This is a genomic window from Amycolatopsis sp. NPDC114505 (genome assembly GCF_055633615.1).
This window is the reverse complement of sequence record NZ_JBVKDV010000005.1, coordinates 381,185-401,062: the sequence shown is the minus strand read 5'-3', so window position 1 is coordinate 401,062 and position 19,878 is coordinate 381,185. Positions and strand designations below refer to the sequence as shown.

Genomic DNA, 19,878 nt, shown 5'->3' with positions numbered 1-19,878 from the left:
GCTAACGAAACCCGCTAGCTTTGCGCAGGGACGAATCGCCCAGCCGGGATCGACGCTGGTCACCATGACCACCACCGTGATCGCTCTCATCCTGATCGTCGGCACGCTGACCTTCGCCGCCGGTGCCTTCCTCGCCGCCGAGATCGCCACTCGCATCCTGCGACGGCGCGAGCGGCAGATCTCCGAAGAGCGCAAGACGCTCAACGCCGCCTGGAAGTACCTGCGGGAGGTGTACGGCGTGCGGAAACCGGGGGAGAAGACGCGCCGTTAGAGCGGGGTCACGTACGCGCCGGAGATGCCGCCGTCGACCAGGAACTGGGACGCCGTGATGAAGCTCGCGTCGTCGCTGGCCAGGAACGCCACCGCCGCCGCGATCTCCGATGGCTCCGCGAACCGGCCTACCGGCACGTGCACCAGCCGCCGGGCCGCGCGTTCCGGGTCCTTCGCGAACAGCTCCTTGAGCAGCGGCGTGTTCACCGGCCCCGGGCACAGCGCGTTGACGCGGATGTTCTCCCTCGCGAACTGGATGCCCAGCTCGCGGCTCATCGCGAGCACCCCGCCCTTGGACGCGGTGTAGGAGATCTGCGACGTCGCCGCGCCCATCACCGCCACGAACGACGCGGTGTTGATGATCGAGCCGCGGCCCTGGCGCTGCATGTGCGGCAGGACGGCCTTGCAGCAGTGGAACACCGACGTCAGGTTGACGCGCTGCACCCGCTCCCACGCGTCGATGCCGGTGGTCAGGATCGAGTCGTCCTCGGGCGGCGAAATCCCCGCGTTGTTGAACGCCACGTCGACCGAGCCGAACTGCTCGACCGTGCTGTGGAACAGGTTCTCGACCTGCTCGGCGTCGGTGACGTCGGTCTGGATGAACGCGCCGCCGACCTCGTCCGCGGCCGCCTTGCCCTCGGCCGGCGTCAGGTCGCCGATGACGACCTTCGCGCCTTCGCTCGCCAGACGGCGGGCCGAGGCGAGCCCGATGCCGCTCGCGCCGCCGGTGATCACCGCGACGCGGCCTTCGAAACGCTGGACCATTACTCCTCCGTGCTGAGAAAGACGTTCTTGGTTTCGGTGAACGCCGCCGCGGCGTCGGGGCCCAGCTCGCGGCCGAGGCCGGACTGCTTGAAGCCGCCGAACGGCGTCCAGTAGCGCACCGAAGAGTGCGAGTTCACCGACAGGTTGCCGGCTTCGACGCCGCGCGCCACCCGGAACGCGCGGCCGGCGTCGCGGGTCCAGATCGACCCGGACAGGCCGTACTCGGTGGCGTTGGCCATCCGGACCGCGTCGGCCTCCTCGGCGAACGGCACGACGGCGACGACCGGGCCGAACACCTCGTCCGCCGCGGCCGGGTGCCGCAGGTCGGGCGGGGTGAGGACGGTCGGCGGGAACCAGTACCCGGGTCCGGCGGGCGCGCTGCCGCGGAAGGCGACCGGCGCGTCGTCCGGCACGTAGGACGCGACCTTCTCGCGGTGCGCGGCCGAGATCAGCGGGCCCATCTCGGTCTTCTCGTCGCCGGGGTCGCCGACGACGACGCCGTGCACCGCGGGTTCGAGCAGCTCCATGAAGCGGTCGTACGCGCTCGCCTGCACCAGGATCAGCGACCGCGCGCAGCAGTCCTGGCCCGCGTTGTCGAAGACGCCGTACGGCGCGGTCGCGGCGGCCTTCTCCAGGTCGGAGTCGGCGAAGACGATGTTCGCGTTCTTGCCGCCCAGCTCGAGCGTCACGCGTTTCACCTGGGCCGAGCAACCGGCCATGATCTGCTTGCCGACCTCGGTCGAGCCGGTGAAGACGACCTTGCGCACGCCAGGGTGGTCGACGAACCGTTGCCCCACCACGGATCCCTTGCCGGGCAGGACCTGGAAGACGTCCTCCGGGATGCCCGCCTCGCGCGCCAGTTCGCCCAGCCGGATGGCGGTCAGCGGCGTCAACTCGGCGGGCTTGAGGACGACGGTGTTGCCGGCGGCGAGCGCGGGCGCGAAGCCCCAGCCCGCGATCGGCATCGGGAAGTTCCACGGCACGATCACGCCGACGACGCCCAGTGGCTCCTGGAACGTGACGTTGACGCCGCCCGGGACCGGGATCTGCTTGCCGATCAGGCGTTCCGGCGCGGCGGAGTAGTAGTTGAGGACGTCGCGGACGTTGCCCGCCTCCCACCGGGCGTTCCCGATGGTGTGCCCGGAGTTGGCGACCTCGAGCCGCGCGAGGTTCTCGATGTCGGCCTCGACGGCGTCGGCGAAGCGGCGCAGCAGCCGCGCGCGATCGCCGGGGGTGACGTCGCGCCACGCCGGGAACGCCGCCTGCGCGCGGGCGATCGCCGCGTCCGTCTCCTCGGCGCTCGTCAGCGGGACGGTCCGCACCACCTTCTCGGTGGCGGGGTTCAGGACGTCGAAGGTGCTGGTCATGCCCTCTCCTTGCTCGCGTCGACGAGGGCCGCGAAGAGCCGCACGTCGTCGCTGTCCTGCTCGGGGTGCCACTGCACGCCCAGTGCGAATTCGCCGGGAATCTCGGCGGCCTCGACCGTGCCGTCGGCGGCCCAGCCGACCGGCTCCAGGCCGGTGCCGAGCCGGTCGATCGCCTGGTGGTGGTAGCAGAGCGTCTTCGTTTCCGAGCCCAGGATCGCGGCGGCCCGGCTGCCCTCGGCGAGCGTGACCGTGCCGCGGCCGAACGTCGCGAGCGCGGGCTGGTGCTCGGTGGTGCCCGCGCTTTCGGGCAGGTGCTGGGTGAGCGTGCCGCCGAGGGCGACGCTCATCACCTGCAGGCCGCGGCACACGCCGAGGACGGGCTTGCCCGCCTTCCGCGCCGCTTCGAACAGGCCGAACTCGAACGCGTCCCGGTCCGGCCGCGTGTAGGTCGCGGGGTGCCGCTCCTGGCCGTAGCGCTCCGGCTCGACGTCGGCGCCGCCGGTCAGCACCAGGCCGTCCACAGTAGACACGAGCCGGTCGTACGCGTCGGACACCGGCGGCAGCAGCACCGGGATGCCGCCGGCCGCGACGACGCAGTCGACGTAGACCCGGTGCAGCAGCACGGCTTCGGTCTCCCAGACCAGGAACTTCGCGGGTTCCAGGTAGCTGGTGAGACCGATGACGGGCTCAGAGCCGTTCGAAGCCACGGACGAGCTCCCAGTCGGTGACGGCGGCGTTGTAGGCGTCCACCTCGATCTTCGCCGCGTTCAGGTAGTGCTCGACGACGTCTTCGCCGAACGCCTCACGCGCCAGTTCGCTGCCCGCCAGCGCGGCGGCGGCCTCGGGCAGAGTCGTCGGCACGGTGCCGCGGTCGGAGTTGTAGGCGTTGCCGCTGAACGGTTCTTCCAGCTCCAGCTCGTTTTCGATGCCGTGCAGGCCGGCGGCGATCAGCGCGGCGACGGCCAGGTACGGGTTGACGTCCCCGCCCGGCACGCGGTTTTCGACGCGCAGCGACTCGCCGTGGCCGACGACGCGCAGCGCGCAGGTCCGGTTGTCGGTGCCCCACGCGATCGCGGTCGGCGCGAAGCTGCCGGGCACGAAACGCTTGTAGGAGTTGATGTTCGGCGCGAAGAAGTACGTCAGCTCGTGCAGCCCGGCGAGCTGGCCGGCGAGGAACTGCTCCATGAGCGTCGAGAAGCCGTGCTCGTGGTCGCCGGCGAGCACCGCCCGGCCTTCGGTGGAGCGCAGGCTGATGTGGATGTGGCAGGAGTTGCCCTCGCGCTCGTTGTACTTCGCCATGAACGTGAGGCTCTTACCGTCCTGGGCCGCGATCTCCTTGGCGCCGTTCTTGTAGACGCTGTGGTTGTCGCAGGTGCTCAGGGCATCGGTGTAGCGGAAGGCGATCTCCTGCTGGCCGGGGTTGCACTCGCCCTTGGCGGACTCCGGGTAGAGCCCGGCGCCGGACATCTCGTTGCGGATGCGGCGCAGCAGCGGCTCGAGCCGCGCGGTGCCGAGCATCGAGTAGTCCACGTTGTACTGGTTGGCGGGCTTGAGACCGTGGTAGCGCTTGTCCCAGGCGGCTTCGTAGGTGTCGTCGAAGACGATGAACTCCAGCTCGGTCCCGACGTAGGCGGTGAGCCCGCGCTCGGCGAGCCGGTCGAGCTGCCGGCGCAGGATCTGGCGCGGCGACACCGACACCGGGCCACCCTGCACGCGCTCGACGTCGGCCAGCACCAGCGCGGTGCCCTCGTGCCAGGGGATCTCGCGCAGGGTCTCGAAGTCGGGACGCAGCACGAAGTCGCCGTAGCCGCTCTCCCAGGAGGAGAGCGCGTAGCCGTCGACGGTGTTCATGTCGACGTCCACGGCCAGGAGGTAGTTGCAGGCCTCGGTGGCGTGCCCGACGACCTCGTCCAGGAAGTACTCCGCCGAGCAGCGCTTGCCCTGGAGCCTGCCCTGCATGTCCGTGATCGCGACGAGCACGGTGTCGATCGTGCCCGCGTCCACCCGCGCCCGGAGCTCGTCGAGCGTGAGCATGCCTCGTCTGCGTGCCATCAGCCGCCCCAAAGGTTTGATGCGAATCCTTTGCGGGTCCTTCCTACCCGGTGACGCCGGGCGGGTCAACCGGAACAAAGGTATTTTTGTGAACCATTGATTCGGCGGGCCGCACACCCCCTCCGGCCGTGTCGTCCAGCCAGGTACGCGTGTCGTCCACCGGCGTGCGCGTGTCGTCCCTCCGGGTACGCGAGGCACGCGTCCGGAGGTACCGGACCGGCGCGCACGCGCACCTGGACGGACGACACGCGTACCCGGATGGACGACACGATGGCCCGCCCGGGTCCGGCGCGGCGGATTGCGCGGTTTGCCCGGCTGAGAAGAGTCTGTGAATTCCGCGCGAGCGGGAGGAATCCGGGGTACTCCCACGTTGAACGGGGCAGGAGAGGTGAGATCGATGACCACAGCATTCACGCAGCAGAGCACGATCGGACAGCAGCAGGCGCGGCCCCAGCTGCCCACCCTGCCCACCGGCTGGCCGATCGGTTCCTACGAGTCCTACGAGCAGGCGCAGCGCGCGGTCGACCACCTCGCGGGCACGGACTTCCCGGTCACCGACGTCACGATCGTGGGCGTGGAGCCGATGCTCGTCGAGCGCATCGCCGGCAAGATGTCCTGGGGCAAGGTCCTGGGCAGCGCGGCGACGTCCGGCGCGATGTTCGGTGTGTTCCTCGGCCTGGTGCTGAGCCTGCTGAACCCGGGCGCGGGCCTGGTCCCGATCGTGATCGGCCTGGTCGCCGGTCTCGGGTTCAACCTGCTCTTCGGCGCCCTCGGGTACGCGGCCAACCGCAACAAGCGCGGGTTCGTCTCCCAGAGCCAGCTGGTGGCGCGCCGCTACGACGTCCTGTCCCAGCCCCGCAACGCCGAGAAGGGCCGCGCTCTCCTGGCGGACCTCGCGGCCCGCAGCGCTTTCGGCCACTGACCCACCGAGATCGAAGGCCGCCCCCGGTTCTCCGGAGGCGGCCTTCGTCGCGTCAGGAGCGGCCCCGACCTCCGCTCCTGATGGCTTCTACCTGGTCGGCGTCGTCGTGGTGCTCGTCGTGGGTGACGGAGTCGGCGTCGGTGTCGCCGAAGTCGTCGGCGGCACCGTCACCTTCGGGATCGCCGCGCTGAACGGCACTCCCGCGTTCTCGCGGCAGGCCGAGCGGTACCCGTTGTAGCCGTTGTAGTTGCCCTGGTCGTCGGTGACGCCCTGCTCGATCTTCGGCCGCGGGAACCGGTTGTCCTCGCCGATCTTCTCCTTGGACCCGCTCGACCGCTCGCAGCCGTAGCGGGTCAGCGTGATCGGACGGCCCTCCTCGTCGTAGAGGTAGACCTCGGTCAGCGGCTTGCCCTCGGCGTCGAACGCGTAGACGTTCTCGATCTCGTGGTTGCCGTAGCTCAGCTGCTCGTTGCCGTACCGGTCGGACGACGACGGGTAGTACGACGGCGAGCTCGAGTACGAGTTCCGGTTCGAGATCAGGTCGACCGCGGCGCCGAACCCGCCCAGGATGCCGCCGATGACGAACGCCGAGATCGGCACGGCCACCCACAGCAGCCGCCGGTCGCGCCGCAGCCGCGGGCCCGCCCACACGGCCGCGCCGCCCGCGACGAGCAGGAACGGCAGCAGCAGGACGGCACCGCGCGAGCGCAGCATGAGCAGCAGCCCGAAGCCGATCAGCACGAAGGCGCACACGATCCACCACGCCGGCTTGAGCGAAGCGAGGTAGCTCAGCGCCTTCCCGGAGTCCTCCTGCTGACGACCCTTGTTCAGCGTCTGGCGCAGCCACGCCACCTCGGGCAGCGCCAGCACCGGCTCGATCCCGCCGCGCAGTAGCAAGAACAGGCTGATGAGGAACACGGGCAGGAAGAGCCCCGCACCGAGGAGCGCGTCCGGCTGGACGCTCACGGCGGCGGCGAACGCGAACAGCGCGAGTGCCACCGCGCAGAGCACCAGGCCCCAGAACGCGATCCGCGGCTTCGCGAGGCTCGGGGTCGCCGACGTGGCGAGCACCTGCGTCGCCCCTTCGGCCGCCGGCGGGTAGCCACCGGACGCGCGCAGCTCGGCGGCGTAGCTTTCGGGCGTGCCGAGGCGCTCGATCAGGGCCTCGACGCGGGCGCCCTCCCCCAGCTCGGCCTCCAGCTCCGCCAGATGCGGGCGGACGTCTTCGAGGATCTCTTCGATCTCGCTCGCGGGCAGGTCGGCGAGCGCGGTGCGGACCCGCGCCAGATAAACCCGCACGGCGGTCGGCTTGTCGCTCATGCTGCCTCTCCCACTGCGTCTCCCAGGAGTACGTTCATCGTCGATGCGAAGCTCTGCCAGGTCTTCCCCGACTCCGCGAGGCGGAGCCGACCCGGTTCGTTCAGGCTGTAGTACTTGCGATGCGGGCCCTCTTCGCTGGGCACCACGTACGAGGTGAGCAGGCCGGCCTTGTAGAGCCTGCGCAACGTCCCGTACACCGACGCGTCCCCCACCTCGTCCAGGCCCGCGCCCCTGAGTCTTCGCAGGACGTCGTACCCGTAGCCGTCTTCCTCGCGGAGCACCGCGAGCACGGCCAGATCCAGCACCCCTTTGAGCAGCTGACTGATCTCCACTGCACCCTCCAGTCCTACGCTTGGAAAGGTACCACGCATTGCACAGTAGTGCGGACAGCGGAGGGCCAAGTGGGCGTGTTCCCCTGCTCAGGCCCCGGTGTCCACCGGGCGCTCGAAGAAGGATTCGAGGATCACGATGGTCTGCGTGCCGGTGACGCCGTCGATCGCGAACAGCCGGCGCAGCGACGCCTGGAGCTCCTCGGTCGTCGGCGTGCGTACCTTGACCAGCAGTGACGCCGGTCCGGCGATGACGTGCGCCTCCACCACCTCGGGCAGGGCTTCGAGGGCCGCGCGCACCGGCTCGTCGCCCATCCAGGCGTTGGCCTCGACGAGGACGAACGCCGCGACCCCGCGACCGACGGCGGCCGGGTCGACGTCCACGGTGGTCCGGCGGATCACACCCTGCTCGCGAAGCTTGCGGACGCGCTCGTGGGCCGCCCCCGCGGAGAGACCGACGGCCTTGCCCAGCGCGGCGTACGCCTGCGTCGCGTCCTGCTGCAGTGCGGAGAGCAGCATGCGGTCCACGTCATCCACGGCTTGACCATATCAGGTTCGGCGATCCATGCTTGACGCAGAATCTCATTAGGGGTGACAGATGGATCTGGTCAAGACGGAGTTCGAGGTACTGGACGAGCGGTTCGCGCGCGTGAACGGCGACGAGTGGATGCAGCGCCTCCACACGGGGTGCCGCTGGACCGAGGGGCCGGCGTACTTCCCGGCCGGGCGCTACCTGGTGTTCAGCGACATCCCGAACGACCGCACGCTGCGCTGGGACGAGACGACGGGCCAGGTCGGCGTGTTCCGGCAGCCCGCGTCCTATGCGAACGGGCACACGGTCGACCGCGCCGGCCGGCTGGTCAGCTGCGAGCAGGGCCACCGCCGGGTGACCCGCACCGAGCACGACGGCTCGATCACCGTGCTGGCGTCGGAGTTCGAGGGGAAGCGGTTCAACAGCCCGAACGACGTCGTCGAGCACTCGGACGGGTCAATCTGGTTCACCGACCCGAGTTACGGCATCGACAGCGACTACGAGGGGTACCGCGCGGAGAGCGAGATCGGGGCTTGCCACGTATACCGCGTGTCCCCATCGGGTGACGTACGGATCGTCGCGGACGACTTCTCCCGCCCGAACGGCCTGGCCTTCTCGGCCGACGAGTCGCTGCTGTACATAGTGGACACCCGGCAGAAGCCCAGCCACATCCGGGTGTTCGAGGTGGGCGCCGAGGGGGAACTGACCGGCGGAGCGGTGTTCGGAACGTGCGACAACGGCGTGTTCGACGGAGTCCGGGTGGACAGCGAAGGCCAGGTCTGGGCGGCGGCACACGACGGACTGCACTGTTTCGCGGCGGACGGGACGTTGATCGGGAAGCTGCGGGTACCGGAGATCTGCTCGAACTTCACGTTCGGCGGCGCGAGGGGGAACGAACTGTTCATCACGGCTTCGAGCTCGCTGTACACGCTGAGGGTGACGGTGAACGGGGCTCGCTACCCACGTTGACGGGCGCTCGCGTGGACTTGCAGGCTGGGGCCTCGCGGGCTGATCCTGTGGCTGCGGCCTCGCGAGAATCGGCGCGGCTGGCGGCGCCGCGGGCAGGCAGCGGCCCCGCGAGGAACGGCCCAACCGGCAGCGCCTACGCCAGCACCCGCCCGTGAGCATCGGCGAGGCCGGTGGCCGCGCGGTCGGCCCGCCCTTGCTAGCCGAGTGCGTTTGTCCTCACCCGGTCCACCACCGCGTCGCGCTGCCAGGCTCGGCTTACCCGGACCAGCCAGGCCGCCTCCGTCGCCACGTCCGCGTCCGGGAGTGGGTCCGGGGTTGGCTCGGCCGGCTCGAACCTTCTCCCCTGGCGGCCTGCCTCGATCGCCGCCGCCAGGGTTACCGCCTCCACCGTTGGTGCGACCTCTGCCTCGGGGACTCCCGCCCGGCGGGCCGCCGTCTCGGCTCGGGCCGGGAGGTCCGGGTCGAAGTGGGCGCGGAGCGCCAGGTGACCGTCGCGGATCTCGATCACCCTGCGGTACAGCGCGAACTCGGCGCCGCCCGACAGCTCGCGGCCCGGGTCCAGTGCGATGCCCGGGACCGCCGCGCGCAACGCCGTCCAGAGTGGCTCGATGCGGCGGTACGCCCGGTACGCCCGCACCCGGCCGATCACCGACGACACCGCCGGCGACCACGCGCTGAGCGTCGCGCCGGCCGTCACGAAACCGATCGTCGTCGCGGCGAGCACCGATGACGGCAGGTCCTCGCGGGCGCCGATCCGGGCGCCCTCGGCGAGGCGGCGGACGTCGTCGATGTCCCAGAACGTCCACGCGAACGCCGCGGCCACGCCGACCACCAGCAGCCACAGCCCGGTGCGCAGCGGGCCCGGCTCCGCGTGCCACGCGCTGCGGGCGAACACCGTGATCAGCAGGCCGAGGCTGAACAGGCTGTACGCCAGGAAGACGAGCTTGTCGGCCAGCGCGAACGGCAGGCCCGCGTCCGAAAAGACCGTGTCGTCGCCGACGCGCCGCGGCCGGGAGAGCGTGAAGCACACCGCGAGCAGCACCATCGCCACGCCGGTGAACAGCGCGTGCGGGGCGAGCCGGGCGCCTTCGCCGCGCCACACCGACTGCGTGAACGCGACGGCGAACCCGATCGCACCCAGCTTCAGCTCGTCGCCGGCCAGGCTCAGGACCCATTCGGCCACCGGGCCCGGACCGGCGAGGGCGGCCATCGCCGGGGTCAGCACGAGGATGCCGGTGGCGATGCAGATGCCGAACCCGGCGAGGAACCACATGGTGCGCACCGGCTGGCTGCGCCGCGCCTCGACGAGCTTGTACCCGAACCCGGCGAACCCGACCAGGCACAGGTGGTAGGCCAGGGTTTCGATCACGGCGTCCGGCGGCGGGACCGGCCGAAGAGGGAGTCGAAGCGCCGCAGGCCGTCCGGGGCGTCGGGCGCGAGCTCGCGCGGCTCCTCGTGCCGGGCGACGCGCTGGGCGAGCAGGCTCGCCACGAGCTCGGCTTCGCGCTCTTCGACCTCGGTGTAGGTGGTGCGGCCGAGCACGCGCCGGACGAGCTCGGGCGAGAGGCTGGGCATGAGCTGCCGCCCGGCGGCGGCGTCGATCGCGACCCCGTCCGCGCCGCCGGCCGGGCCGGTGTGGCCGCAGAGCAGGTGGCCGACCTCGTGCAGCAGGATGTGCTGCCGGTGCAGGGCGGTGGTGGTGGTCGGGTAGAGGATGTAGTCGGCGCGTTCGGTGCTCATGAGCAGCCCGCAGGGAGCACCTTCGGGCGCGCTGACGGGCATGAGCTCGATGGGACGCCCCCGTTCGGCGGCCAGGCTCGCGACGAACGCTTCGGCATCGAAGGGCTCGGGCAGCGTGACGGCATCGGCGACCTCCCGCGCCCGCTTCCACAGCGCCCGCCCCGGTCGCCGGCGCCACGGTGTATGCGCCACGTCAGCCCTCCCTCACGCCGCGACCCCACGGCCCCAGCCGGTTCAACGCGACGAGCCTGGCGTGGATACGCGACGGGAGCAAGATCGGGCGCCCGGATTTCGAGCCGGCGAACCGGACAGCGCCATGGGGAACGAGCGCCGGCGACTCGCGAGCGACGCGCGGCCGGCAGGCGGACCGAGCGGCGCCGGACGCCGACAACCCACCGGCACCGCGCGGCCGACAGGCGGACCAGGCGTCGGACGCCGACAACCCACCGGCACCGCGCGGCCGACAGGCGGACCAGGCGTCGGACGCGCGCTTCGGCTCGACACCGGCAGCGCGTGGCAGGCAGGCCGAGCGCCGATCCGCCGCCAGTTCGATGCACCGTGGGCGGCCGAGAGCGCTCGCCCCCGCGACCAGGCGGACGCGCGGCCGATCGTCCGCGGCAGCAGTCGCCGCCGGGTTCGCGAACGGCGTCACCTCAGTCCTCCTTCTTCGGTGCGCTGCGACCGGCCTCCCTTCGGGCGATCGCGTCGATCATGTCGCTGATCGTGTCCAGTCCGTCCGCCGACAGGGTCACCGCGCGCAGGGCCAGGTCGCGGACACCCGCGTCGCGGAGGGCGCCCAGCAGGGCCAGCTCCTCCGCGATCTTCGTGCTCTGCTCGTCGTCGAAGAAGTATGCCGGGGGCACTCCGAAGAACTGGGCCAGTGCTTCCAGGTGCCGCTTCGTCGGGTTGTTGCGACGGCCCGTGCGCAGCTGCCACAGGTACGTCGTCGAAAAGCTCTCGCCCGTTGCCTCACGACAGGCCTTCGCGACCTCTTCGTTGCTGTACGGCTCCCGATCGGGCCTGCGGACCACGTGGAACAGCCGGTCGATCTTGTCGGCCAGCGTCGACTTTCCGGGCTCCTTGACCACGATGCACTCCCTCAGCTACCAGGCACATTCATCCTAGCTGAAGTGCGAACACCATTTATCAACGCGAGTTCGCCCTCGGCCGCGGCTGACAACGTGGGCACGAGAACGACGACCGGTTCATGAACGGCTCCCGCCGGATCGCCGTGCCGCACCGGTGGCACGGCAGCCCCTCCTGGCCGTACGCGTCCAGCGAACGGTCGAAGTAGCCCGACTGCCCGTTGATGTTCACGTACAGCGCGTCGAACGACGTCCCGCCCGCGCCCAGCGCCGCGTTCATCACGTCCGACGCCGCCGAAAGCAGCTCGCGGCCCTTCGCCGGCGTCAGCTTTTCGGTCGGCCGGGACCAGTGCAGGCGAGCGCGCCACAGCGCTTCGTCCGCGTAGATGTTGCCGATGCCCGAAACCAGCGTCTGGTCCAGCAGCGCCCGTTTGACCTCCGTGCGCCGCGACCGCAGCGCGCGCACCGCCGCGCCGAGGTCGAACGCCGGGTCCATCGGGTCGCGCGCGATGTGCGCGATCGTGTCCGGCAGCAGGATGTCGTCGCCGATGTCGTGGACGTCGTCGAGCGCCAGGCCGCCGAACGTCCGCTGGTCGACGAACCGCAGCTCCGGGCCGTCGTCGTCGAAGCGCAGCCGCACCCGCAGGTGCTTCTCGTCCGGCGCGCCCTCGGGCTGGACGAGCATCTGCCCGCTCATCCCGAGGTGGGCCAGCAGCGCCTCCTTGTCGGACAGCTCCAGCCACAGGTACTTGCCGCGGCGCCGCGCCGCCTCGACGCGGCTGCCGATCAGCCGCTTCGTGAAGTCCTCCGCGCCCAGCGCGTGCCGGCGGATGGCGCGCGGGTGCAGGACCTCCGCCTCGCGGATGGTCCGGCCCGCGATGTGCGCCTGGAGGCCCACGCGGACGACTTCGACCTCGGGAAGTTCGGGCATGCCCCCATTGTGCCCGGGAGGTACGACACTTTACGGCGCGGTGGGTCCGACGTCGGCCTTCGTCAGCGGCACCCGCGTCGCGCCGGAGGCGGAGTACTCGTCCGCACCGACGTCGAAAGCGCCCGAGCGGGGCTGCAGGTCGAAGTCCTTGGCCGCCGACGGGTACGAACCCACGCCCGCGTCGATCGCCGGGCTTCCCGCGGCCAGCCGGTACAGCCCGGCCGCGTCCTTCACCAGCTTCGGGTCCACGTCACGGGACGGAACACCCGCCGAGCCGCCGAAGGTGATGTTGCCTTCGTACTTCACCGTCGACCCGCCGGGCAGCGTCACGAGCGGGCCGGACGTCCCTTTCACGATGTTGTCCGCGACGACGCAGTCCTTCGGCTTGAAGTCGCCGCCGTCGCCGTCGATCACGCTCTTCGAGCCCAGCACCGTGTTGTACGCGACCGTCACCCGATCGGGTCGATCATGGAGCTTGCTCGTCGGCCCGCTGTCGGCCTCGTCACCGGACCCGAACACGATCGCGCGGTCGCCGGAGTTCGCGACGTAGTTGCCGACGATCTTGTGGTCGTTGCCGTGGAACCGGATGCCCGAGCCGAACAGCAGGTTGCCCTCGACGACGCTGCGGTTGCCGTGGCGCAGGACGATGTAGCCCTTGCTGTCCCGGATCGTGTTGTACCGCACCACGTTGTCGGACGACTTGACCGAGATCGCCTCGCTGTCGCCGTCGGCCTTCTCGAAGAGGTTGTTCTCGATCAGCGCGTTCGCGGTGTACGACTGGCGGTCGCTCAGCCCGAGCCGGATCGACTCGCCGCCGTTCGCGCCGGCGAACTGGTGGTTGAAGAAGTAGTTGTGGTGCACGTGGACGCGCTTCGCCATCGCACCGGACGGCCCGAGGATCTGCAGGAACACGCCCTGGCTGGTGCGGTTCTGGAAGACGTTGCGGTCGACCACCGTGTCGTCACCGCTGACGGTCACCCAGTTCCCGTCGCCGGTGAGCTGGAAGTCGTTGCGGGTCAGGCGGTTGTGCGACGCGCCGGCGGGGATGCTCAGTGACGCGCCGCCCCGGAACTTGAAGCCCCGCAGGACCACGTTCGAGACGCCGCCGGCGAAGGCGAACGTCTTCGAGCCGGTGATCGTGGCCTTGCCGGTGTGCTCGGCGGCGACCGTGACGGGGGCGGCCTCGGTGCCGGACCGCTTGATCGACAGTGTCGAGCCCGCCGAGTACGAGCCGTCGGCCAGGACGATCGTGTCGCCCGCGTTCGCCTTGTCCAGCGCGGACTGCAGCGCCGTCAGCGAGGTGACGCGGATCTGCGCCGCCGACGCGGACGGCCCGGGTACGACGACGAGCGCCGCCACGATCAGGGGAACCAGGAAAAGACGCATCCGCCGGACCTCTCAGTGAGTAGTTGCGCGGCGGATGATCATCACGCTACTGAGTGGCCGGCGGAGGCGTCAACGGAGGTTCCCGGTGATCAGGACTCCGGGGTGTCCTTCTTCTCGGCTTCGAGCTCGGCGGAAAGCGAACGCCAGGCCGTCTCGGCGGCCTTCTGCTCGGCTTCCTTCTTCGTCGACCCGTTGCCGTTGCCCAGCGGGCGGCCGGCGACGAGGACGGTGGCCGTGAACTCCTTGCGGTGGTCCGGACCGGTGTCTTCGACGCGGTACTCGGGCACGCCGAGACCGGCCGACGCCGTCAGCTCCTGCAGGCTGGTCTTCCAGTCGAGACCGGCGCCGCGCAACGGGGCTTCGGCGAGCAGGCCGTCGAAGAGGTGGTGCACGAGCTTGCGCGCGATCTCGATGCCGTGCGCGAGGTAGACGGCACCGATGACCGCTTCCAGGCCGTCGGCCAGGATGCTCGCCTTGTCCCGGCCGCCGGTGAGCTCTTCGCCCTTGCCCAGCAGCAGGTGTGCCCCGAGCCCGCCCTCGCCGAGCCCGCGCGCGACCCGGGCCAGCGCGTGCATGTTGACGACGCTGGCGCGGAGCTTCGCGAGCTGACCCTCGGGCAGGTCGGGGTGTGTGGTGTACAGGTGATCGGTGACGACCAGGCCGAGCACGGCGTCACCGAGGAACTCCAGCCGCTCGTTCGGCGGCAGGCCCCCGTTTTCGTACGCGTACGAACGGTGGGTCAGCGACAGCTCGAGCAGCTCGGGGTCGAGAGTGACCCCGAGCGCGTCGAGCAACGGCGCCGGATCGGCTGGTGGTCCCCCGGGCGTCTTGCCCCCCATATCGGCTACCCGATCAGGCGGGCTCGACGACCTGGCGACCGTTGTGCTGGCCGCACGACGGGCACGCGATGTGCTGGAGCTTCGGCTGCTTGCAGGCGCGGTTGGAGCAGGGCACCAGCTGCACCGGAGCCGCCTTCCACTGGCTGCGGCGGGAGCGCGTGTTGGATCGCGACATCTTCCGCTTCGGGACGGCCACGAGTAGATCTCCTTAAGACGGTCTGCTCGCGGTGCGAGCGAACTTCCTCCGCAACGAGCTGGGGCGCTCGTCAGGCTTGCTCGGCGGGACCCGGCGCAGGCTTCTCGCCCGCATTCTCGTCGAAGCGCTCGACCAGTGCGGCCCACCGAGGGTCTATCTTCTCATGCCCGTGTCCGGGCTCGAGATCGGCCCACTTGACGCCGCAGTCGATGCAGAGCCCGGCGCAGTCCTCGGTGCACAGCGGCGCCAGGGGCAGGGCGAGCACGACGGCGTCGCGCACGATGGGCTCGAGGTCGATCCGGTCGTCGACCAGCCGCGGGATCTCGTCCTCGTCGGTGGTCTCCTCGGTGGCCGAGCCCGGGTAGGCGAACAGCTCCTGGACCTCGACCTCGACCTCCTCGGTCACCGGGTCGAGGCAGCGCGCGCAGGTGCCCTTCGCGGTCGCGGTCGCGGTGCCGCTGACCAGGACGCCCTCGACGACGGACTCGAGCAGCAGGTCGAGCTTGAGCTCGGAACCGGCATCGATGGTGATGACATCGGGGACGCCGAGCGGCGTCTCCACCGGCACGCTGCGCTGGACGGCGCGGCTGAGGCCGGCGTGACGACCGAGCTCACGGGTGTCGAGCACCCAGGGGCTGCGGTCGTCGAGCTGGGGGGTCTTGTTCTCGGACATCCAGTCCAGGGTACGCACCGGGTGCCACCCCTTTTGAGCAGGCACCCGCGCGGGTGCGGCGGGCGGTGCGGGGCGGTTCTTCCGGTGACTTGAATGACTCGTTCATGTCGTCAGGCGAAGTGAACGGGTCGTTCACGTCGTCGGACGACAGTGCTCGGCAAAGTCGCCGGACCCGGTTCGCTCCGCCACCGCCGGGCGGCGTGCGCAGTTCGGGCGAGGTCCGCCGGTCAACCGACCCGCCATCGCTGGTGACCCGGCACGTTCGTGGCCACTGGGGCATCGAAAACCGCTGCACTGGGTCCGTGTCGGCACCGCATCTCGAGCCATGGCCGGGGCACGCCGACATCGCTGCCGGACTCCGCAACCCGCCCGCGACGACGCCCGCTCGCTCGCCCTCCGCGGCATCGCTTAGCCCCGACTGTGCCGTGGCCCTGTCGTCAGGCGAGGTGAACGACTCATTCACCTCATCGCGCCGGCACCGGCTGAGAGGCTCGTCACACCTGGTAGTCGTACAGCGTGGGGCGGCCGCCCGAGTTCGGGAGGTTCGCCGGGGAGCGCAGGTGGTTGCGGCCCGAGTCCACCGTTCGCAGCGTTGTCGCCAGCAGCTCCGAGAACTCCGCCAGCTTGCCGTCCACGTACGCGTCGCAGTCGGCGCGCTGGCGGTCGGCCTCCGCGTGGGCCTCGTCGACGATGCGGGCCGACTCCGCGTGGGCCGCCTGGACGACCTCCGTCTGCGCGACCAGCCGGGACTGCTCGAGACGGCCGTCCTCGATCGCGCGGTCGTAGGCGTCGCGGCCGGCCTGGATCATGCGCTCGGACTCGGCTCGCGACCGGTCGGTGAGGTTCTGGTACTCGGCCTGGCCCGCCGCCACCGTGCGGTCGGCCTGGTCGTGCGCGTCGGCGAGCATCGCTTCCGCGCGGGCGCGCGCGTCGGCCAATATGCGCTCGGCCTCGTCCGTGGCGTCGGCGATCGCGCGCTCAGCTTCGGCGTTCGCGCCGGTGACCGTCTCCCCCGCCTCCTTGCGGGCGGCGAGGATCAGGTCGTCACGCTTGTCGAGCACGTCCTGCGCGTCGTCGACCTCCGCCGGCAGTGCGTCGCGGACGTCGTCGAGGAGCTCGAGGACGTCGCCGCGGGGCACCACGCAGCTGGACGTCATCGGAACGCCGCGCGCCTCCTCGACGATGGTGACGAGCTCGTCGAGCGCCTCGAAAACCCGGTACACGGCAACTCCAATCCCCTGTCGCTGAGATCAGTCTGCCCTTGTTCGGCGCGGAACCGGTGAACGCCACCGGCGCCGGGCGTGTCCCCCTGGCCACGCCCGGCGCCCCTCCCCCTACGGCAGCCTGAAGGCCGGATCCGTGATCAGCTTCGTGAGCTGCTCCGGGGTCAGCGAAAACCCGAGACCCACGATGACCATCACCGTCGAGCCGTCGGGGCGGTAAAGAACCCCGCCGGGGTCCAGCACGCCACCGCCGGGCTGGGACACCCCGCGGCACCCGGTCCCGGTGCACGGCTGCCCGGGCGCCAGGCCCGACGGCTTGGCCTTCGGGCCGCGCACGGTCAGCTGGAACCAGCCCGCCCGCCCGGTCGCGTCGACGAACTCGGCCGACACGCTCATCTGCGCCGGCGAGATGGCATCGGCGGGCGAGGTTCCCACGCTCAGGTGCCGCAACCCGGGGAAGAGCCGCGTCACGGCGTCGGTGAGCGCCTGGCGGATCCGGGCCTGCTCGGCGAGCGACGGCGGCACGGGGCCGGCCGCCGGGGACACCGGGGCGGGCGCCGGGGCGAAGACGAACGCGGCCACGACGATGGCGATGACGGCGAGCGTGCCGCCGATCCCCGCGGTTCGGGTGCGGGCCTGCCGCGCCGCCCGGTCGGCGACCTCGTCCGGGTCGAAGCCGAGCGGCGGCTCGGCGAGGCGCACGTCCCGCAGGCGGGTCTCGAGGTCGGTCATCGCACGCTCCTCTCCGCGTCGTGCTCGAGGACGTCCCGGAGGGTCTCGAGCCCGCGCGCGGCCTGGCTCCGGACGGTTCCTTCCGAGCAGCGCAGCACTTCCGCCACCTCCGCGGCCGGCAGGTCGGCGCAGTAGCGGAGCACGACGGCGGCGCGCTGCTTCGGCGGAACTTCGGCGAGGGCGCGCAGGAGCGGGCCGGAGATCCCGGCTTCCGGCTCGGGAGCGGCCTGGTCCGGCACGACGCCGTCCCGGCGTTCGCGGTGGTGCCACGGCCGGCGCCGCTCGTCGAGCCAGCAGCGCAGCAGGACCCGCCGGGCGTAGTTGTCGACCGGCCCGCGGCGGGTGATCTTCGGCCAGACCCGGTAGAGCTTGACCAGCGCGTTCTGGACAAGGTCCTCGGCCAGGTGCCAGTCGCCGCACAGCAGGTACGCCGTGCGCCGGAGCACCAGTGCCCGCGCACGGGCGAACTCCCGGAAGTCGGCGTCGTCACCGGCCCGCATCGCGCCTCCTCGTCCTCGTTCCGGTGTACCTCACGGACGAGGGGGCGCGACGCGTTGCACGGGACTCAGGAATTCAGGTCGATCCGCTTGAAGGTGACGTAGTGGTCGGGCGTGTAGGCGAGCTCGCCGGCCTTGCCGGAGATCACGCGGTCGTTCGTGCCGACGTTGAAGAGCTTGTAGTAGCCCGACGCGCAGGCCGGGAGGACGCCCTCGCGGTTCTCGTAGGTCGTGCTGCTGGTCGCCCCGCCGCGGACGTTGTCGACCACCGCGCGGGCGGCCGCCGAAAGCTGGGAGTAGCCGATCTTCGTCAGGCCCGACAGGTCGCCGCAGGCGTGCGTCGTGCCGCCGCCGATGTCGATGACCTTGAAGGTCGCGTAGTGGTCACCGGTGTAGAAGTACTCGCCGCCCGAGCCGGTCACGATGCGGCGCGTGCCGCGGTTGCTCGAGCCGGGCGTCGGGACCGTGTACTCGTGGTAGTAGCCCGACGCGCAGGAGGGGAGGATGCCTTCCCGGTTGTCGAAGACGACGCCGTCGTTCTGCGGGTACGGGAACGGACCACCCTTCTGGATCAGGTTGTACGTCGTCGTCGCCTCGGCGGGCAGGGCCGAGAGCGTCGTGTGGGAGAACCCGGAGAGGTTCCCGCAGGCGTTCTGGGCGGCGACGGCCGGTGATGCCGGTGCAGCTGTCACCGCTTCGGCGGCGGTGACCCCCGAGAACGACACAGACAGCGTGGCCAGGAGCGCGAACAAGACCGCGACCAGGCGTGATCGGTAGTTGGTCATTTTCGGACCGTAGCCCGATCGGATGATCGTCAGAAGGCGCGCACGTGAACTCCGGCCGTGTGGAACGGAAGTCCCGACGAACGTAGGGGGCCGAACGACGGGAACCGGGCGTCCGGGTTGCGCGAAGTCCTGTTTGGAGGGACGCGGCGGAGGGTCAGCGCCCGAGCTTCGGGAACTTCTCCGTGAGGCGCTCGTAGACCACCGGCGGCACGAGGTGCTCGATGTCGCCGCCGAGCGCCGCGACCTCCTTGACCAGCGAGCTGGACACGAAGCCGTACGCCGGGTTGTTCGCCATCAGCAGCGTCTCGACGCCGGTCAGCTCGCGGTTCATCTGCGCCATCTGCAGCTCGTAGTCGAAGTCGCTGACCGAGCGCAGGCCCTTGGCGATCGCCACGATCTCGTTGTCGCGGCAGTAGTCGACCAGCAGGCCTTCCCACGAGTCGATCCGCACGTTCGGCAGCTTCGCGGTGATCTCGCGCAGCATCTCCAGGCGTTCTTCGATCTCGAAGAGGCCCTTCTTGCTCTTGTTCACCCCCACCGCGACGACGACCTCGTCGAACAGGATGCTCGCCCGCTCGATGATGTCGAAGTGCCCGTTGGTGGCCGGATCGTAGGAACCGGGACAGACCGCACGCCGCATGGCGCGGACGCTACCGTGCCGCAGGTCGCGGCGCCCGCTCTGCCGTGCGTGGCCCACGTCACGAAGGGCCGTAGTCCGCCCAGAAGACCGCCGTGTCGCCGTACTTCTTCGCGCGCGAGGGCTCGAAGCCGGCCGGCCAGTCCGGCTCGCCGTCGCGGGCCGCGCGCTCGACGACGACCAGCGCGCTCTCCCCCAGCCAGCCGCCCGCGGCCAGCGACGCCAGCACCTTGCCGAGCGCGGCCGCGTCCACGGCGTACGGCGGGTCGGCCAGCACCAGGTCGTACGGCCGGGGCGCGGGCGCCGCGACCACCGCCTCGACCTGCCCGGCGCGGACCGTGCCGCCCAGGCCCAGCGCCGCGACGTTGCCGCGCAGGACCTCGACCGCCCGCCGGTCGACTTCGACGAACAGCGCGTCCGCCGCACCGCGCGAGAGCGCTTCGAGGCCGAGGGCACCGGAGCCCGCGTAGAGGTCGAGGACGTGGGCGCCGTCCAGCTCCCCCGCCGTCTCCAGCGCGTTGAACAGGGCCTCCCGCACGCGTTCCGAGGTCGGCCGGGTGCCCTTCGGCGGCACCTTCAGCCGCCGCCCGCCCGCCGTCCCGGCCACGATCCTGGTCACCCCTTGATT

24 protein-coding genes are annotated in these 19,878 nt (G+C 70.9%); 3 read left to right on the top strand and 21 right to left on the bottom strand.

Annotation, left to right across the window (positions count from 1 at the left end; genetic code table 11):
• Positions 1–64 precede the first annotated feature (64 nt).
• A complete protein-coding gene (locus ACZ7OU_RS44765; RefSeq protein ID WP_285999017.1) occupies positions 65–271 on the top strand; it encodes a hypothetical protein in 207 nt (68 codons plus the stop codon).
• Here ACZ7OU_RS44765 and ACZ7OU_RS44760 read toward each other — a convergent pair.
• Genes ACZ7OU_RS44760 through ACZ7OU_RS44745 form a run of 4 tightly spaced genes read right to left on the bottom strand, consistent with a single transcriptional unit; the run spans position 268 to position 4,454 of the window.
• Entirely contained in the window at positions 268–1,035 is a 768-nt protein-coding gene (locus tag ACZ7OU_RS44760) for a 3-oxoacyl-ACP reductase (RefSeq protein WP_470245076.1), read from the bottom strand. The genes ACZ7OU_RS44765 and ACZ7OU_RS44760 overlap by 4 nt on opposite strands.
• Positions 1,035–2,402 carry an aldehyde dehydrogenase family protein gene (locus ACZ7OU_RS44755; RefSeq protein ID WP_470259929.1) on the bottom strand — a complete coding sequence of 456 codons (1,368 nt, stop codon included), beginning with the start codon at positions 2,400–2,402 and terminating at the stop codon, positions 1,035–1,037. The genes ACZ7OU_RS44760 and ACZ7OU_RS44755 overlap by 1 nt, the downstream gene beginning before the upstream one ends.
• On the bottom strand, positions 2,399–3,109 hold the full coding sequence (locus ACZ7OU_RS44750) for a gamma-glutamyl-gamma-aminobutyrate hydrolase family protein (protein WP_470259928.1): 711 nt from the start codon (positions 3,107–3,109) through the stop codon (positions 2,399–2,401). The genes ACZ7OU_RS44755 and ACZ7OU_RS44750 overlap by 4 nt, the downstream gene beginning before the upstream one ends.
• On the bottom strand, positions 3,090–4,454 hold the full coding sequence (locus tag ACZ7OU_RS44745) for a glutamine synthetase family protein (protein ID WP_470259927.1): 1,365 nt from the start codon (positions 4,452–4,454) through the stop codon (positions 3,090–3,092). The genes ACZ7OU_RS44750 and ACZ7OU_RS44745 overlap by 20 nt, the downstream gene beginning before the upstream one ends.
• 397 nt (positions 4,455–4,851) lie before the next feature.
• On the opposite strand from ACZ7OU_RS44745, the gene ACZ7OU_RS44740 reads away from it, so the two are divergent.
• The gene (locus tag ACZ7OU_RS44740; protein WP_155545185.1) at positions 4,852–5,376 is read left to right on the top strand and encodes a YflT domain-containing protein; all 525 of its coding nucleotides are present in this window, start codon (positions 4,852–4,854) and stop codon (positions 5,374–5,376) included.
• 87 nt (positions 5,377–5,463) lie between these two features.
• On the opposite strand, the gene ACZ7OU_RS44735 is transcribed toward ACZ7OU_RS44740, so the two are convergent.
• The 3 genes from ACZ7OU_RS44735 to ACZ7OU_RS44725 form a co-directional block, all read right to left on the bottom strand.
• Positions 5,464–6,696 carry a DUF1700 domain-containing protein gene (locus ACZ7OU_RS44735; protein ID WP_470259926.1) on the bottom strand — a complete coding sequence of 411 codons (1,233 nt, stop codon included), beginning with the start codon at positions 6,694–6,696 and terminating at the stop codon, positions 5,464–5,466.
• Positions 6,693–7,028: a PadR family transcriptional regulator gene (locus ACZ7OU_RS44730; RefSeq protein ID WP_470245081.1), complete on the bottom strand. Its 336-nt coding sequence runs from the start codon at positions 7,026–7,028 to the stop codon at positions 6,693–6,695. Before ACZ7OU_RS44730 ends, ACZ7OU_RS44735 begins: the two co-directional genes overlap by 4 nt.
• An 87-nt stretch (positions 7,029–7,115) precedes the next feature.
• A complete protein-coding gene (locus ACZ7OU_RS44725) occupies positions 7,116–7,562 on the bottom strand; it encodes an Lrp/AsnC family transcriptional regulator (protein ID WP_470259925.1) in 447 nt (148 codons plus the stop codon).
• Positions 7,563–7,623: 61 nt separating this feature from the next.
• On the opposite strand from ACZ7OU_RS44725, the gene ACZ7OU_RS44720 reads away from it, so the two are divergent.
• Positions 7,624–8,526 carry an SMP-30/gluconolactonase/LRE family protein gene (locus ACZ7OU_RS44720; RefSeq protein ID WP_470245083.1) on the top strand — a complete coding sequence of 301 codons (903 nt, stop codon included), beginning with the start codon at positions 7,624–7,626 and terminating at the stop codon, positions 8,524–8,526.
• Between the two features lie 196 nt (positions 8,527–8,722).
• On the opposite strand, the gene ACZ7OU_RS44715 is transcribed toward ACZ7OU_RS44720, so the two are convergent.
• From ACZ7OU_RS44715 to rsmD, 14 genes are all read right to left on the bottom strand, one after another.
• On the bottom strand, positions 8,723–9,895 hold the full coding sequence (locus tag ACZ7OU_RS44715) for an MAB_1171c family putative transporter (protein WP_470259924.1): 1,173 nt from the start codon (positions 9,893–9,895) through the stop codon (positions 8,723–8,725).
• Positions 9,892–10,458 (bottom strand): hypothetical protein, encoded by a 567-nt coding sequence (locus ACZ7OU_RS44710; RefSeq protein WP_470245085.1) that lies wholly within the window; start codon positions 10,456–10,458, stop codon positions 9,892–9,894. The genes ACZ7OU_RS44715 and ACZ7OU_RS44710 overlap by 4 nt, the downstream gene beginning before the upstream one ends.
• Before the next feature lie 461 nt (positions 10,459–10,919).
• Positions 10,920–11,354: a helix-turn-helix domain-containing protein gene (locus ACZ7OU_RS44705; RefSeq protein WP_470245086.1), complete on the bottom strand. Its 435-nt coding sequence runs from the start codon at positions 11,352–11,354 to the stop codon at positions 10,920–10,922.
• A 58-nt stretch (positions 11,355–11,412) separates the two neighbouring features.
• A complete protein-coding gene (gene mutM, locus ACZ7OU_RS44700; protein WP_470245087.1) occupies positions 11,413–12,282 on the bottom strand; it encodes a bifunctional DNA-formamidopyrimidine glycosylase/DNA-(apurinic or apyrimidinic site) lyase in 870 nt (289 codons plus the stop codon).
• A gap of 30 nt (positions 12,283–12,312) precedes the next feature.
• Complete coding sequence (locus tag ACZ7OU_RS44695) at positions 12,313–13,668, bottom strand: chondroitinase-B domain-containing protein (RefSeq protein WP_470259923.1); 1,356 nt, start codon at positions 13,666–13,668, stop codon at positions 12,313–12,315.
• A gap of 89 nt (positions 13,669–13,757) precedes the next feature.
• Positions 13,758–14,507 carry a ribonuclease III gene (rnc, locus tag ACZ7OU_RS44690; protein WP_470245089.1) on the bottom strand — a complete coding sequence of 250 codons (750 nt, stop codon included), beginning with the start codon at positions 14,505–14,507 and terminating at the stop codon, positions 13,758–13,760.
• A gap of 13 nt (positions 14,508–14,520) precedes the next feature.
• Positions 14,521–14,703, bottom strand: a complete 183-nt coding sequence (rpmF, locus tag ACZ7OU_RS44685; protein WP_013223689.1) for a 50S ribosomal protein L32 — start codon at positions 14,701–14,703, stop codon at positions 14,521–14,523.
• Between the two features lie 70 nt (positions 14,704–14,773).
• Positions 14,774–15,376 carry a YceD family protein gene (locus ACZ7OU_RS44680; RefSeq protein WP_470245090.1) on the bottom strand — a complete coding sequence of 201 codons (603 nt, stop codon included), beginning with the start codon at positions 15,374–15,376 and terminating at the stop codon, positions 14,774–14,776.
• 494 nt (positions 15,377–15,870) lie between these two features.
• Complete coding sequence (locus ACZ7OU_RS44675; protein WP_470245091.1) at positions 15,871–16,599, bottom strand: DivIVA domain-containing protein; 729 nt, start codon at positions 16,597–16,599, stop codon at positions 15,871–15,873.
• Positions 16,600–16,710: 111 nt separating this feature from the next.
• Complete coding sequence (locus tag ACZ7OU_RS44670) at positions 16,711–17,331, bottom strand: hypothetical protein (protein WP_470259922.1); 621 nt, start codon at positions 17,329–17,331, stop codon at positions 16,711–16,713.
• Positions 17,328–17,831 (bottom strand): SigE family RNA polymerase sigma factor, encoded by a 504-nt coding sequence (locus ACZ7OU_RS44665; RefSeq protein WP_470259921.1) that lies wholly within the window; start codon positions 17,829–17,831, stop codon positions 17,328–17,330. Before ACZ7OU_RS44665 ends, ACZ7OU_RS44670 begins: the two co-directional genes overlap by 4 nt.
• Before the next feature lie 65 nt (positions 17,832–17,896).
• A complete protein-coding gene (locus ACZ7OU_RS44660; protein ID WP_470259920.1) occupies positions 17,897–18,613 on the bottom strand; it encodes a ribonuclease domain-containing protein in 717 nt (238 codons plus the stop codon).
• A 154-nt stretch (positions 18,614–18,767) separates the two neighbouring features.
• Complete coding sequence (coaD, locus tag ACZ7OU_RS44655; protein ID WP_470245095.1) at positions 18,768–19,253, bottom strand: pantetheine-phosphate adenylyltransferase; 486 nt, start codon at positions 19,251–19,253, stop codon at positions 18,768–18,770.
• A gap of 58 nt (positions 19,254–19,311) precedes the next feature.
• A complete protein-coding gene (rsmD, locus tag ACZ7OU_RS44650) occupies positions 19,312–19,869 on the bottom strand; it encodes a 16S rRNA (guanine(966)-N(2))-methyltransferase RsmD (protein WP_470259919.1) in 558 nt (185 codons plus the stop codon).
• Positions 19,870–19,878: the final 9 nt, after the last annotated feature.

Bases quoted from the DNA above. Each gene is read 5' to 3' on its own strand.
- ACZ7OU_RS44695 (WP_470259923.1), bottom strand. From the start codon at position 13,668: ATGCGTCTTTTCCTGGTTCCCCTGATCGTGGCGGCGCTCGTCGTCGTA.
- ACZ7OU_RS44760 (WP_470245076.1), bottom strand. From the start codon at position 1,035: ATGGTCCAGCGTTTCGAAGGCCGCGTCGCGGTGATCACCGGCGGCGCG.
- ACZ7OU_RS44755 (WP_470259929.1), bottom strand. From the start codon at position 2,402: ATGACCAGCACCTTCGACGTCCTGAACCCCGCCACCGAGAAGGTGGTG.
- ACZ7OU_RS44735 (WP_470259926.1), bottom strand. From the start codon at position 6,696: ATGAGCGACAAGCCGACCGCCGTGCGGGTTTATCTGGCGCGGGTCCGC.
- ACZ7OU_RS44680 (WP_470245090.1), bottom strand. From the start codon at position 15,376: ATGTCCGAGAACAAGACCCCCCAGCTCGACGACCGCAGCCCCTGGGTG.
- rnc (WP_470245089.1), bottom strand. From the start codon at position 14,507: ATGGGGGGCAAGACGCCCGGGGGACCACCAGCCGATCCGGCGCCGTTG.
- ACZ7OU_RS44740 (WP_155545185.1), top strand. From the start codon at position 4,852: ATGACCACAGCATTCACGCAGCAGAGCACGATCGGACAGCAGCAGGCG.
- ACZ7OU_RS44720 (WP_470245083.1), top strand. From the start codon at position 7,624: ATGGATCTGGTCAAGACGGAGTTCGAGGTACTGGACGAGCGGTTCGCG.
- ACZ7OU_RS44665 (WP_470259921.1), bottom strand. From the start codon at position 17,831: ATGCGGGCCGGTGACGACGCCGACTTCCGGGAGTTCGCCCGTGCGCGG.
- ACZ7OU_RS44745 (WP_470259927.1), bottom strand. From the start codon at position 4,454: ATGGCACGCAGACGAGGCATGCTCACGCTCGACGAGCTCCGGGCGCGG.
- ACZ7OU_RS44765 (WP_285999017.1), top strand. From the start codon at position 65: ATGACCACCACCGTGATCGCTCTCATCCTGATCGTCGGCACGCTGACC.
- ACZ7OU_RS44660 (WP_470259920.1), bottom strand. From the start codon at position 18,613: ATGACCAACTACCGATCACGCCTGGTCGCGGTCTTGTTCGCGCTCCTG.
- coaD (WP_470245095.1), bottom strand. From the start codon at position 19,253: ATGCGGCGTGCGGTCTGTCCCGGTTCCTACGATCCGGCCACCAACGGG.
- mutM (WP_470245087.1), bottom strand. From the start codon at position 12,282: ATGCCCGAACTTCCCGAGGTCGAAGTCGTCCGCGTGGGCCTCCAGGCG.
- ACZ7OU_RS44670 (WP_470259922.1), bottom strand. From the start codon at position 17,331: ATGACCGACCTCGAGACCCGCCTGCGGGACGTGCGCCTCGCCGAGCCG.